Origin of the sequence: Peribacillus sp. Hz7, from assembly GCF_042136355.1 — a bacterium.
Taxonomy (GTDB): Bacteria; Bacillota; Bacilli; order Bacillales; family DSM-1321; genus Peribacillus; species Peribacillus asahii_A.
The window spans coordinates 18,029-32,325 of sequence record NZ_JBHHJV010000029.1 but is presented as its reverse complement, the minus strand read 5'-3'; the positions used below and the strand labels follow the sequence as shown (position 1 = coordinate 32,325).

13 protein-coding genes and 1 pseudogene are annotated in these 14,297 nt (G+C 38.3%); 11 read left to right on the top strand and 3 right to left on the bottom strand.

Annotation, left to right across the window (positions count from 1 at the left end):
* Positions 1–278: pseudogene (locus tag ACE199_RS21470) on the bottom strand (hypothetical protein); the annotation flags it as partial.
* A 548-nt stretch (positions 279–826) separates the two neighbouring features.
* Between ACE199_RS21470 and ACE199_RS21465 the strand changes: the two are divergent.
* Positions 827–1,762, top strand: a complete 936-nt coding sequence (locus tag ACE199_RS21465) for a collagen-like protein (RefSeq protein ID WP_375351555.1) — start codon at positions 827–829, stop codon at positions 1,760–1,762.
* Between the two features lie 139 nt (positions 1,763–1,901).
* On the opposite strand, the gene ACE199_RS21460 is transcribed toward ACE199_RS21465, so the two are convergent.
* The gene (locus ACE199_RS21460) at positions 1,902–2,540 is read right to left on the bottom strand and encodes a spore coat protein (RefSeq protein ID WP_252295359.1); all 639 of its coding nucleotides are present in this window, start codon (positions 2,538–2,540) and stop codon (positions 1,902–1,904) included.
* A 173-nt stretch (positions 2,541–2,713) separates the two neighbouring features.
* Here ACE199_RS21460 and ACE199_RS21455 point away from each other — a divergent pair, with 173 nt between their 5' ends.
* The 10 genes from ACE199_RS21455 to ACE199_RS21410 all read left to right on the top strand — a co-directional run bounded on the left by ACE199_RS21455 (position 2,714) and on the right by ACE199_RS21410 (position 12,743).
* Positions 2,714–3,253 (top strand): YkoP family protein, encoded by a 540-nt coding sequence (locus ACE199_RS21455; RefSeq protein WP_375351554.1) that lies wholly within the window; start codon positions 2,714–2,716, stop codon positions 3,251–3,253.
* A gap of 562 nt (positions 3,254–3,815) precedes the next feature.
* Complete coding sequence (locus ACE199_RS21450) at positions 3,816–4,544, top strand: amino acid ABC transporter ATP-binding protein (protein ID WP_375351553.1); 729 nt, start codon at positions 3,816–3,818, stop codon at positions 4,542–4,544.
* 15 nt (positions 4,545–4,559) lie between these two features.
* On the top strand, positions 4,560–5,372 hold the full coding sequence (locus tag ACE199_RS21445; RefSeq protein ID WP_375351551.1) for an ABC transporter substrate-binding protein: 813 nt from the start codon (positions 4,560–4,562) through the stop codon (positions 5,370–5,372).
* 63 nt (positions 5,373–5,435) lie between these two features.
* Positions 5,436–6,074, top strand: coding sequence for an amino acid ABC transporter permease (locus tag ACE199_RS21440; RefSeq protein WP_127758741.1), 639 nt, complete (start codon positions 5,436–5,438; stop codon positions 6,072–6,074).
* Between the two features lie 14 nt (positions 6,075–6,088).
* A complete protein-coding gene (locus tag ACE199_RS21435; protein WP_127758740.1) occupies positions 6,089–6,739 on the top strand; it encodes an amino acid ABC transporter permease in 651 nt (216 codons plus the stop codon).
* Positions 6,740–6,862: 123 nt separating this feature from the next.
* A complete protein-coding gene (locus ACE199_RS21430; RefSeq protein ID WP_375351550.1) occupies positions 6,863–7,408 on the top strand; it encodes a hypothetical protein in 546 nt (181 codons plus the stop codon).
* 200 nt (positions 7,409–7,608) lie between these two features.
* Positions 7,609–8,427: a methyl-accepting chemotaxis protein gene (locus ACE199_RS21425; protein WP_375351548.1), complete on the top strand. Its 819-nt coding sequence runs from the start codon at positions 7,609–7,611 to the stop codon at positions 8,425–8,427.
* Positions 8,428–8,534: 107 nt separating this feature from the next.
* Positions 8,535–9,683 carry an iron-containing alcohol dehydrogenase gene (locus ACE199_RS21420; RefSeq protein ID WP_375351546.1) on the top strand — a complete coding sequence of 383 codons (1,149 nt, stop codon included), beginning with the start codon at positions 8,535–8,537 and terminating at the stop codon, positions 9,681–9,683.
* A gap of 16 nt (positions 9,684–9,699) precedes the next feature.
* Positions 9,700–11,316: a sensor histidine kinase gene (locus tag ACE199_RS21415; RefSeq protein ID WP_375351545.1), complete on the top strand. Its 1,617-nt coding sequence runs from the start codon at positions 9,700–9,702 to the stop codon at positions 11,314–11,316.
* Positions 11,313–12,743 carry a sigma-54-dependent transcriptional regulator gene (locus ACE199_RS21410; RefSeq protein WP_375351544.1) on the top strand — a complete coding sequence of 477 codons (1,431 nt, stop codon included), beginning with the start codon at positions 11,313–11,315 and terminating at the stop codon, positions 12,741–12,743. Before ACE199_RS21415 ends, ACE199_RS21410 begins: the two co-directional genes overlap by 4 nt.
* Positions 12,744–13,133: 390 nt before the next feature.
* Here ACE199_RS21410 and adhP read toward each other — a convergent pair whose 3' ends face one another.
* Entirely contained in the window at positions 13,134–14,147 is a 1,014-nt protein-coding gene (gene adhP / locus ACE199_RS21405; RefSeq protein ID WP_375351558.1) for an alcohol dehydrogenase AdhP, read from the bottom strand.
* Positions 14,148–14,297: the final 150 nt, after the last annotated feature.

Genomic DNA, 14,297 nt, shown 5'->3' with positions numbered 1-14,297 from the left:
GTGTTTCCTGTGTTACCCGTTGGACCTGTTGGACCTGTTGGACCTGTGTTTCCTGTGTTTCCTGTGTTACCCGTTGGACCTGTTGGACCTGTTGGACCTGTGTTTCCTGTATTTCCTGTGTTTCCTGTGTTACCCGTTGGACCTGTTGGACCTGTTGGGCCTGTTGCTTTAACTTCAGATACATTGATGTTTACTTTTTGCTTTACTTTTTGCGTTTGCTCAACTTTACATTTACATTTACTATGACCGCATTCTGAACATTTTTTATCTTTTCCCAATATTTATCCACATCCTTTCATGAACTGAGATATTCTATGAGCTTGAAATTATAAATGTTTGGACAAAGACCGATAGCTCTCTGCCTATTTTTATTACCTTCTTTTCTTATTACCAAGTCAGATCCTATCTTATGTAAATAAAGTTATCGTGAACGAAACTAGCCCCTTACTCATAATTTCGTAGATTAATTTGGTTAGATTAAATTACTACACAAATCAAACTAGAGCTACATTCCGAAAGGAACCAAGATATTTTCGAATAATCCCTAATACAACAAACCCCTTAAGAACACTAGTGAAAAAATTATGTACTATTGAACAGCTGAAAGTATGTTATAAAGCTATTCCAATAAGATATTGAATTTATCCCCTATTTTTAAGTTTAAGAGTAGATAGATAAAAGTAATTTTAGAAAAAGATCTATTATTATCTATAAATAATATAATTCGTTAAAAAGCAAAATTTTCTATATTTTGGGATACTTGTCCAATCTAATTTATTTTCAATTCATATCCTAATATTAGTTAAGGGAAAGAGGTGAAAATAAATTGGGTAAAGACAAAGATAAACATAAAAAGTGTAAAAAATGCGATCATGATAAATGCAAATGTAAAGATAAAAAATGCAAAGATTGTGGACATAGCAAATGTGAATGTAAAGCTAAGCAAAGTCAACATGTTGATCAAATAGTCAAAGTGACTGTAAATACTGCCACTGGTGCTACTGGTAACACTGGTCCTACTGGCAACACTGGTCCTACTGGCAACACTGGTCCTACTGGCAACACTGGTCCTACTGGTAACACTGGTCCTACTGGTAACACTGGCCCTACTGGTAACACTGGTCCTACTGGTAACACTGGTCCTACCGGTAACACTGGCCCTTCTGGTAACACTGGTAACACTGGTCCTACTGGTAACACTGGCCCTACTGGTAACACTGGTCCTACTGGTAACACTGGTCCTACTGGTAACACTGGTCCTACTGGTAACACTGGTCCTACTGGTAACACTGGCCCTACTGGTAACACTGGCCCTACTGGTAACACCGGTGCTACGGGTGCAGCAGTTTCTGGATTTGCTTTCATTTATGATACAACCCAACAATCTGTACCTGCAGGTGGAGCAGTTACCTTTAATACAAACTTCCCTGGCAATACACCTGGATTTGTTACACATGTACCAGGAACAGCTCCTATTACAATTAACCAAGCTGGAACCTATCTCATTACTTGGGAGGTATTCCCTCAACAAGGAACTTCCGCATTCGCATTATCCTCTAATCTAACTGGCCAAATTGCAGGTTCGAATTATGGCTCCGGTTCAGGTAATCAATCATATCCAGGACAAGTGATTACAACTTTAGCAGCAGGAGAAATACTCACTTTAATTAACATTGATGGCGGAACTACTTTAAATAATCAGCCGTCTGGTTCTGGCCCTGCTGTTGTAAGTGCCTCTATTGTGATTCAAAGACTCGCATAACAAAAAAGCAACTAATCAAATGAGTATTGAGAGAGCGGTCACTAGCAGCTCTCTTTTTTATTTGGATATGTTATTATCCAAATAAAAAACCCCAATAGCATGTGTGAGCTATTAGGGTTTGGAAAACATCTATATCCTATTATTGAAGCTTCTGATTATTAGGCATTTGCGGCATGCCTTGAGCAGTTTCAAACGCATTTAGAAGCTGCTGCATATCTTGCTGTGCGAGCTGCGGTACTTGATAGTAATGATGTTTATTTTGATAAATCGAAAGTTCATAAGCCATTTCAATACAATTTGGAATAGTGGCAGCAAGAACGCGGCGAACTACTGGATTTGTAATTTCACAAGCCGCCATTGCTTTCATACCAGCAGCAGACTTTACAGCTCCTAGCATTAATCCAGACACACATTCATCCGTAATTTCTGATACAGACTGCATCGGCTTTTTCGGTTGAGTTGGTGTTAAGCCATAGATAAAGTCATTATCCTGTGTCATATTATAGCTTTCTGTTCGCTTAGAAGGATCTTGACCTGTTTTAAAACATTCTACAAGAAGATTATACTCATCTTGAATAAATTGATATTGACGGTCCAAGATGCTCATTAATTCTTGGTCTTTTACATATTGGCGCAGTATCATATATTGGCTTAGAGTACCAAGTGTTCCTGTTAACACCTCATGTACATCGAATACTTCGTGACCACCGTGATTCATTTGCTGCGGTACAGAGCCTGTGTGCATATTTTGGTGCATTTGTCCTTGTTGGTTTTGCATCATTGTACATTCCTCCTCTTTATTGTTAAAAACATAACGGTTTTATTATGTAACAAGAAAGCGGAGATATTCTTAGATGAACCTTCCAATTTTAAATCCCTCTAATTCCCGAAATATTTATCCACCAAACAATGAATACTAAAATCAACAAAGCAAGAAAGGATTCTGTAGAAATGAGAAATTATCTATTGAATATTTGGAATTTAGTTGACCCAATTTATTATCGTCTTTCCCATTTGAATTACCTTCCAGAGAAAAATATTTTACGTGTCAAGCTTACACGTTATAAAGGAAGAAGTGTAATTTTATCGGATGGGACCGTAATTAACAAAAATGATTTCTTAATTAAAATCCATTTACACAACGCTGTTTTATTAAAAGAATTAAACCAAATCAAAAGCGATTTAAGAAGAGGCCGGTTTGTTTTTCAAGCTGTCAGAGAATCTCTGCCAAGTCTAGTTTTGTTTATTCAACAACATCCTCAAGTAAAACAAATCAAAGGAATTATCGGAATCACTACATTGAATAAAGGAGCCAACCATCTTGGTTTTGAAGTTATTCCTATTACAAACTTTTTTTATAAATGGTTTAAATGGGCAAGTTTCTTACCAATCAGCCTCTTATCAAGAACAAACTCTTATAAACATCCTATCCCTCCAAGTTATTTATTTATGTCCAAGGATGGTTTAACTAGTAGATATAAGGGACCATGAATGTTCCCTTCATATTTACTCCTCAAAAAGTTTATAAAAAGTAAATAAACTAATAGCTATACTAGGGAGGGAAAACTCCATTATGATACGATTCAAACATCCCCCCTTCATTGTGTTAAGAATACTAATCCTTCAGTACCTTAGATATTTATCATATCTAGAATCAAGACTTAATAAGCTATAACGTCCAATGAAGAACTTACTCCTATGACTGACATTCAGTCACCCTGCCTCTATTTGTAAAGCCTTTACCCATTCAAATAAATAATCATAATACACCTATTAATCTATTTTTATTATATTTTCATCAAAAATAATCTATTTTCAATATCGTTATCCAATCATCCTTTTAAAGGTTTTATGTACATATTTACCCTTTTTATGTATTTAATTACAAATCATTATACTAATATGTTATAATTTAACAAGGATACTTTTAGAAGTTACCCGAGCCAAAAGACCTACATGTTATAAATCAACTATTTTCTCAATGAAACTATCATAGTCGATTTAAAACGTGCATCATACATATGTTGTTTAGGTCAAGAGAGGATGGATACATATGATTGTTTTTGATGGAGTCAACAAGTTTTATGGTGACTTTCATGTTTTAAAAGATATTAATCTCAACATTAACAAAGGTGAAGTGGTCGTCGTCATCGGCCCCTCTGGATCGGGGAAAAGCACGATGCTTCGATGTATCAATCGCTTAGAAACGATTTCAGATGGATCATTGACCGTTAACGGTATATCTGTAGGAGATAAAAAAACAGATATTAATAAACTACGCCGAAATATCGGGATGGTCTTTCAACACTTTCATTTATACCCTCATAAAACCGTACTTCAAAATATCATGCTTGCTCCAATGAAAGTTCTTGGCCAATCAGAAGCCGAAGCTAAAAAAATCGCTCAAAAATATTTAGAAAAAGTAGGAATTGCCAACAAAGCAGACTCCTATCCCTCTCAACTTTCCGGTGGTCAACAACAACGAGTAGCCATCGCGAGAGGATTAGCTATGAATCCCGAAATTATGTTGTTTGATGAACCAACCTCAGCCTTAGATCCAGAAATGATCGGCGAGGTTCTTGATGTTATGAAGGCACTTGCACATGAAGGAATGACAATGGTCGTTGTCACACACGAAATGGGCTTTGCTCGTGAAGTTGCTGACCGCATCGTCTTCATGGATGAAGGCCGCATTTTAGAAGAGGCTATACCGGCTGAGTTTTATGCAAACCCTCGCGAAGAGAGAGCTCGCCTATTTCTTAGTCGTATTTTAAATCATTAAATAGGGGGAAATGGTATGAAGAAAAAATGGTTACAAGGATTGCTGCTTTCCATACTAGCAGTCATTTTACTAGCTGGTTGTGGAAAAGAGACATCCACAGAAACAGAAAAAAGCGAGAACGAAACAAAAGACGTGCTTGCTCAAATTAAAGAAAGAGACAAAATTGTGTTTGGTGTAAAAAATGATACACGTCTATTTGGATTAAAAAACCCTAGCACAGGCGAAGTAGAAGGTTTTGATATTGATATCGCTAAAGCACTTGCTGGCGAAATCTTAGGTGATGAAACGAAAGTTGAGTTCAAAGAAGTAACGTCCAAAACGAGAATGCCGCTTTTAAATAATGGTGATATCGATGTCATTGTAGCAACGATGACGATTACAGAAGAGCGTAAAAAAGAAGTTGATTTCACAGATGTTTATTTTGATGCAGGACAATCCCTGCTTGTTAAAAAAGGCAGCAGCATCAAAGGCATCGATGATTTAAAAGGAAAAACAGTAATCGCGGTTAAAGGTTCTACCTCTGCCGTTAATATTCGTGAAAAAGCACCTGATGCAAAAGTTCTTGAATTCGAAAACTATGCAGAAGCTTTTAATGCTTTAAAAGCTGGCCAAGGAGACGCTTTAACAACAGATGATTCGATTCTTTATGGTATGGCTGACGAAGATCCATCGTATGAATTAGTCGGTGGAACTTTCACAGAAGAACCATACGGTATCGCTGTTAAAAAAGGCAATACTGCACTTGTGGACGAGTTAAACAAAGCGCTTAAAGCACTTAAAGATTCAGGTAAATATGATGAAATCTATAAAAAGTGGATCAAAAAATAATATAGGTTTGATTATCAGGATGAGCATTATGCTCATCCTGATTAATTAGAGGAGTGAATAGCCGTGCTTGATTTTTCCATACTGACAAACAATCTAGACATGTATTTGGAAGGGTTTAAAATTACCATCACGGCAAGTTTGATTGCATTGGTTGCAAGTTTAGTAATTGGTATTTTAATAGCCGTGATACGGATTGTGCCATTTAAGCCTTTAAATGCATTAGGAGCCGCTTATGTCGAATTTATTCGTAATATTCCACTTCTAATCATTGTCTTTTTCTTTTTTCTTGGCTTACGTTTAGATGGTTTAATGGCGGGTACGATTGCCTTATCCATTTATACGTCTTCTTTCATTGCCGAGGCGATTCGAGCAGGTATTTTATCTGTGCCAAAGGGGCAAATGGAGGCCGCTCGTTCTTCAGGTCTCAGCTATGTCCAAGCGATGCGTTTGATTATTTTACCTCAAGCGTTCAAAATCGTTATACCTCCACTTGGAAACCAGTTTATTAATCTTGTCAAAAACTCTTCTATTCTATCAGTCGTTGCGGGTCTTGATCTGATGTACCAAGGTGACTTAATTTCTTCCAGAACATTTGTTGTATTTGATGTTTACATATTCGTAGCAATCTTTTACTTACTACTTACCATTCCTCTAAGTCTTGGCGTCGGGTATCTAGAAAAACGCCTAGCTAAGAGTAATTGAGGGGAGGTACTATTATGGATTTTATTAATGCATACTCACCAGACCATCTTACCTTCCTATTAGAAGGATTTTGGGTAACACTTAAAGTCGCGTTCATCTCTATCATTTTAAGCTTCATTATCGGTGGAATTTTCGGTATTCTACGATATGCAAAAATACCTGTTATTTCACAAATAGTCGCTGTTATCGTAGAAACAATAAGAAACTTACCTCTGCTGTTAATTATTTTCTTTACGTACTTTGCACTACCTGAGGTCGGTCTCAAACTAGAAATTATTCCTGCTGCAATTGTTGCCTTAACTGTATTTGAATCAGCGATGATTGCTGAGGTAATTCGGAGCGGATTGAATTCAATTGAAAAAGGACAAATGGAAGCTGCTCGTTCATCAGGCTTAAGCTATGTGCAAGCTTTACGATATATCATTTTGCCGCAAGCCTTACGTCGAATGGTTCCTCCTATGGTCAGTCAATTTATTTCTTTATTAAAGGATACTTCACTGGCAGTCGTCATTTCCTTACCAGAACTCATGCACCACGGTCAAATTATTTATGCACAAAATATTAACTATTTTGTCCCAATTCTACTGCTCGTAGCCATTATGTATTTTGTTGTGAACTACACACTATCTATCCTTGCTCGGCGATTAGAATTAAAACAAGGTTAAAAGAAAACGAGGCGTGATAATCACGCCTCGTTTTCTTATCGTCCTTCCCCCACTTTAGTAGTCGACAAATTACTATGGTTGTAAAATCTACATAAAATATATTATTGCTCAAGGAGGATTGCTTTGAACTTTATAGGATGGATTATTGTTGCCTGCGAAATTGCGTTTTGGATTGTCATTATTCTCGGGTTAGTGACGCGTTATATAGTAAAGAAGCCAAAACTAGGATTTTTACTATTAGCCCTAACACCTGTCATTGATATGATTTTATTAATTGTCACGGGGCTAGATTTATATAATGGAGCTACTGCCACAGCTGTTCACGGCATTGCGGCCATTTATATCGGTGTCTCCATTGCATTTGGAAAAAGCATGATTCAATGGGCAGATGAACGCTTTCAATATTATGTGACAAAACAAGGAGCAAAACCGATAAAGCACTATGGCTACGACTATGCTAAACAGTATTTAAAAAGTTGGTTTCACCATGTGTTAGCTTATTTCATTGGTGTTGGCCTATTATTTGCACTTATTTATATTATCGACCACGCTAGTCGAACTGAAGCATTAATGGGGACGTTCAAAGTTTGGTCTCTCGTCTTAGCTATTGACTTTATTATTTGTTGCAGCTATTTTATTTGGCCGAGGAAGGAAAAAGGTGTGAACTAAAGGAACCTATTATGCTGAATTAAGACTAGAATACAAGCCATATAATAAGAAAAAATACCTAAAATACCTCCACCCCTCTTCCAAATAAGCGTGATTATCCTATTCGTCTATGTCATAATGAACATATAATGGAAGAATAGTAGTTTAATATATTATTGAAAGTATATATGCCGAAACGAAATAAGGAGCGTGTATTAAGTTTGGAAACGAAATTACAACAATTACTAGATAATGCAGAAGTCATTCAAGCTTCTTATCCAGAAGATGCTTGTCTTCTTTTAATTAATCATGAAAAAGTATTATGTTACTTACCGGGAACAAGTATTGATTTAAACATTCAAGTTGGAGCGCCTATCAGTACTCTGCAAGGAACCGTAACACTACAGGCACTTCAATCTGGTCAATTCGAACAAGAAGAAAAAGACTCTCGTAAGTTTGGAGTACCCTATATTTCAACCGCTTCCCCTATTAAAGAAAACGGAAGAGTAATCGGCGCCCTCTCTTCTATCGTTTCTAACAGAAGAATCGATATGTTACGATCCGAAGCCGAAGAACTTACAGCGATTAGCCAAGAACTGGCAGCAACAACCGAGCATATGGCATCTGTTTCTAACGTCATTGCAAAAGATCTTCAAGAACTGGCAGATGAATCTTCCCTTTTAAAAAATGAAATTCGAACGATTGAACATGTTTTATCAAAAATTAAAGACACAGCTATTAAATCTCGGATCTTAGGGTTAAATGCCTCGATTGAAGCAGCTCGATCTGGTGAACACGGACGAGGCTTTATGGTCGTAGCGAATGAAATTAAAAAAATGGCGGATAGCAGCAAAGATGCAGTTGAAGGTTTTGAACCACAGTTAAAAGAAATGATGAAAAACATGGAAAAAGCCATCGAAACCATTCAGCAAATCTCTGCACACTCAGAAGAACAGTCGGTCATCGTCGAAGAGTTTCACCAATCATTTGACCATATTGTACATACAGCTTCAGAATTAAGTAAGAATGCAAATTTATAATACATATGATATACAAAAAAAATTTCGTCGAACAAACAAGACTTTTCCCTTATAATGTAAAATAATGAGAGGTAGAAAGCCCATTACCTTAGGAGAGGATGTTGACAATGTCTCTTAACACATTTGTGATTCCAGAAATTATTTTCGGAAAAGGCTCCATTGAGCAGGTTGGAGATGCCTGCTCTCGCTTGGGTGCTAAAAACGTCTTTATCGTCAGTGATGCTGGAGTAGCCACTGCAGGATGGCTTAATATTGTCATGCAATCATGCAAACGTGCAGGGCTCGCTTTCTCCATCTATATTGATTCGACAACAAATCCGAAAGATCGCGAAATCACAGCTGGCTGCCGCTCTTTTCTTCAACATGAGTGCGACGCTATTATCGGTGTCGGCGGAGGCAGTGCGCTCGATGCAGCCAAAGCCATCGCCATCTTAGCAACCAATGGAGGAGACATTTGTGATTATGAAGGGATCGATAAAATCCACTCTCCCTTGCCTCCTATGGTAATGGTAATGACAACAGCAGGGTCTGGCTCAGAGGTATCACAATTTTCCGTTATAGTGGACTCTTTTCATCAAAAGAAAATGACCATTATTTCGAAATCGCTTGTCCCTGATATCGCCATTATTGATCCAAACACATTAACAACGAAAGATGCTGAACTAACCGCAGCAACGGGCATGGATGTGTTAACACATGCGATTGAATCTTATGTGTCAATTGCCGCTACACCGCTTACGGATGTTCAAGCCAAAAATGCTTTATCGCTTGTTTCACGCTATTTACGACCATCTGTTGCTTCCAAAAACAATAAAGAAGCAAAAGAGGCAATGGCTATGGCAAGCTTACAGGCTGGACTAGCCTTCTCTAATGCAATCTTAGGAGCAACCCATGCCATCTCCCATGCCATTGGCGGGAAATACTTATTACCTCATGGAGAAATTAACACAATTCTGCTCCCTCATGTGATGGAGTTCAATCGAATTGCTTCTCCACAACGATTTAGTGAATTAGCAGAAATAATGGGAATTGACACACGCACGCTAACAGAACAGCAAGCAGGCAATGCTGCAATTCAATTCGTCAGAGACCTATCCAATGATATTGGAACCCCAACATGTTTAGGTGATGTTGGGATTACGGAAGAGATGATTGGAACAATTGGCATATCAGCTCTAGAGGATCCCTGTATGATTACGAACCCGCGTGATATGTCCCTTGATCAAATAAAAAGTTTACTCGTTAAAGCCTTATAATCATGAGGTGAAGAATATGAATAAAGACCAATTAATCGATTTACTAACCGGTGTAAAATCTTCAAAAAAAACGTACTATACGGAATTAAAGAAAACAATTGATCAATTAAAACAGAAAAATATGCAGCTTGAAATCATGAATGATTTAACTAAAAATATTCACATTGATATGAGCATTGAGGAAATCTTACGCAATGTGATGAGTAAGCTAAAGCAGCTTATCACGTTTGATGATTGTCATTTATTTATCTTGCATGAGGAAGAGCCTTCCTTGCTCCACATTCATCCTGAGGAACATTGTGATCTTGAATTGGAGTTTAATACCCATATGCAGCAGCTTTCTCTTTATACGTCTGCCCTTCATGGCAAACAATTAATTCATCTTCAAGTCGACCACTTACCTGCTCTCTATTCTGAGAAAAAACGGCTGCTTGCTTTGAACATTGAAACCCTTTTACTAGTCCCTTTGTACAGCAAAAATGAAGGGATTGGTGTTTTAACATTCGGCAGGAAAAACCAGCAAGAATGGAAACCTGAAGAATTAGACTTTCTCGAGCAGCTTTCTAATCAATTAGCCATGACGCTCGAAAATGCAGCTCTTTATAAAGAAGTGCTTCGTGCAAAACAAGAATGGGAAGACACCTTTAAGGCAGTGGAAGACATGATTGTTGTATTTGACCGTCAAATTGACCTATACAAGTGCAATGATTCAGCGAAAAACTTTTCCGCTCTTGAAGCGGTCATAGATCAAGCAAAACCACTCATCCAAGATACATTCTCTTCCCAAAAACCAAAATTCCAAGAAATTCTGCTTCCACACGACATCATTTTAGAAATGAATACGTACCCTATTCAAAATAAGGAACAACAAGTATACGGTGTCATTGCCTACTTTAAAAATGTAACAATAAAACGGCAGATCCAAGCCCAACTGCTTCATGCCGGCAAGCTCGGCGCTATCGGTGAAATGGCTGCTGGTGTCGCTCACGAATTAAATAGCCCGTTAACGGCCATTCTTGGAAACTCACAACTTTTACTAAGAAATACCCCTCCTGAACATCAGGATTATCCTTTACTAACGGATATTAAAAACTGCGGTGACCGCTGCAAACAAATTGTGAAAAGCCTTCTTACTTTTTCAAGACAGGACGAATACAAATTTCAGCATTACTCGGTGAATGAAGCTATTCATCAAGTTCTTAATCTATTAAAATTTCAGCTTGAAAAAAATGCGATTTCAATTCGTCTTTCTTTACAAAAAGATCTACCGCTTATAGTTGGCAGTCAGCCGCATATTGAACAAATTATTATCAATTTACTGTTAAATGCTAAATATGCCTTAGATGTTTCTACATCAACGGAAAAACTGCTGCACATTCAGTCCTATCTTGAGTGCAACTCCATTATTATCGCTATTACAGATAACGGAATTGGGATTGAAACGGAGCGTTTACCACTTATTTTTCACCCTTTTCACACAACAAAGGAACGCGATAAAGGAACCGGACTTGGTTTATCAGTCAGCCTTGGAATCGCCAATGATCACGGCGGCACGATTGAAGTTGAAAGTGTAGACGGTCACGGAAGCACATTTCGATTAAAACTCCCTTTACCAAATGAGGTGATTACATGATTAATCTGCTTATTGCGGATGATGAAAAGGAAGTTGGCACTTTCTTATCCCGTCTTTTTACTTTAAAAGGCTATCATGTTCAGGTTGTTAACAGCGGTCAACAATTTTATGAACTCGACTTCCATAACCATCATTTCCATGTGGCTATGATTGATTTAAAGCTGCCGGACTGTGACGGACTTTCCCTTTTGCGGCACTTAAAAACGCTGCAACCTCGCTGCAAGGCACTCATTATGACTGGCTATAGTACAATCAAAACAGCTGTGGAAGCGATGAAGCTTGGTGCAAGTGACTATATGGAAAAGCCTTTTGATGATATCTCTGTCCTCGAAGCACAAGTGGAAAATCTATTAAATCATTGTACCGCTCAACATCAGCAAGTCGTGCATAAACTCGCTCATGATTCAGGACTCATTATGGGGGAACACTCCTCCATGCCAGCACTTATTGAAACAGCATACAAAGTGGCTCAAAAATCTGTAAACGTATTGATTGAAGGAGAAACAGGTACTGGTAAAGAAGTCCTCTCCCGATTCATTCATCTAGCTAGTCCACGAAGCCATGAGCCCTTTATTGCCCTTAATTGCGGGGCTATTTCCGAATCTCTCTTAGAAAGTGAATTATTTGGACATGAAAAAGGGGCATTTACTGGAGCAACTCAGCAAAGAAAAGGGTTCTTTGAAATTGCCGGGAACGGGACGCTTTTTCTCGATGAAATTGCCGATGCGAGCCCAGCTATTCAAGTAAAGCTGCTTAGGGTACTAGAAACTAGAGAATTTATGCGTGTTGGCAGCAGCCAAATACTCCACACTAAAGCCCGATTAGTAGCTGCCTCTAATGAAAATTTGCAGAAAGCCGTAATGAAAGGAAAATTTCGCGAAGATTTATATTATCGTCTGAACGTCGTGAAGCTCGATATCCCAGCCCTGCGCCACAGGAAAGCCGATATTCCGCTGCTCATTGAACATCTAATTGAACGAAATGGACAAGCTAACAGGACATTTTCAAACTGTGCAATCGAAAAACTACAACGCTACGATTGGCCCGGCAATATTCGTGAGCTGTCCAATGTGATAACAAGAACACTCACATTGACTGACTCTGAACAGAAAATAACAGCAGAAGATATCGTGCTGCCGAACAGTCACATGCTCCAAGCAAATCCAGAGACAAAAGCTGTCCAAACGATGATAAATGACCCTCTTGCTGAATGGAGAAAAAGACTTTTTGAAGAATTTCAGCAAAAAAAGGAGATGAATCTCGCTGACCTACTATCAGAAATGAAAAAGCTAGAATCTATTGTTAGTAAAGAACTCGTCCTGCAAGCTCTCCAACAAACATACGGCAATCGCACCGAAGCAGCCAAACGACTGCACATTTCTATGCGGAAACTGCGGTATATTTTAAATGAAAAAAGTCATTCTTAGAAATTGGAAGGTTTGCTATGAAAACATTTTTCCAAAATGCTTCTAAAGTTTCACTCACTTCTTTGATTGCCACAATTATTGTGCTAATATTATTGATTTGTCTACTAACGTTTGGCAGTTTCGATTCGAGGGTTCTACATCTAATAGCCAAAGGTTTTATCGCTGTTGCGCTGCCTTTTTTAATACTGAACCCTCTGTTTGGATTCATCTATTCATTCTTTATTAAAAGTAAGTGGAAAATTCTCTATATCATCCTTCATTTCATTTTTATTTGTACGATCTCCTTATTTTCACTTATTGCTTTTATGTTTCGATACTTTGTTCCATTTGCTCCGTAACAAAGAAAAAGAAGCTAGCTTGGAGGATTGCTAGCTTCTTTTCTCTCAACCTCTATTCCATTGTTAATACAACACGGCCATTAATTTCGCCTTTATCTAAACGTTCGAACACTTCATTAATGTTATCAAGCGGTTTTGTTTCAATATTTGTACGTACCTTGCCTTCTGCTGCAAATTGAATCGCTTCCTGAAGGTCTTTTCTTGTTCCAACGATTGAACCTTTCACCGTTACTCCATTTAACACGGTATCAAAGATTGGAATTGGCAATTCGGCATTCGGAAGGCCAACAGCTACCAATGTTCCCCCACGCTTCACGGATCTATATGCTTGTTCAAATGCTTTTTTCGTAACGGCAACAGAAATAGCTGCTTGCACGCCGCCCACTTTGTCTTGAATATCTTGAATCGGATCAGTTTTTAAACCATTGATCGTTAAATCTGCTCCTAGTTCCTTCGCAAGATCCAGCTTGTCATCTTGAATGTCAACGGCAACAACGTTAAAGCCCATTGCTTTTGCATATTGAAGAGCTACGTGACCTAGTCCGCCAATCCCATAAATCGCTACCCAATCACCTGGCTTTGCTTCTGATACTTTCAATGCTTTATACGTCGTTACCCCTGCGCAGAAGATTGGAGAAATCTCCGCAAAATCAAGACCTTCTGGAATTTTGACAACGTATTGTGCTGGAGCTTTACAGTACTCAGCATATGCTCCATCTATTGAGTAACCTGCATTCAATTGTTTTGGACAAAGCGTTTCACGTCCTGTTAAACAATATTCACACTCCCCACACGCCGAATACAACCACGGAATCCCAACGCGATCACCAACTTTTAAGGACGTCACGCCTTCTGCTACTTTTTCAATAATACCCACACCTTCATGACCTGGAATAAGTGGCAACTTCGGTTTAACTGGCCAGTCTCCATGTGCCGCATGAAGGTCAGTATGACATACACCACACGCTTTAATCTTAACTAGAATTTCGCCGTATTCTAATTCAGGAACAGGGACATTTTTAATTTCAAGCTTTTGATTAAATTCATTGACTACTGCTGCCTTCATTGTTTTAACCTCTTGACCTGCCTTTACTTTTAACGTGCTTCCTTGATTTGCTGCGCTCATGCTTCATTTCCTCCCTTTTCTAGCGGCGCCTTCCTATAAATGACGCCCTTTTTTTAACTTCACTTACTATATAATGCAAGTCGCATGCCA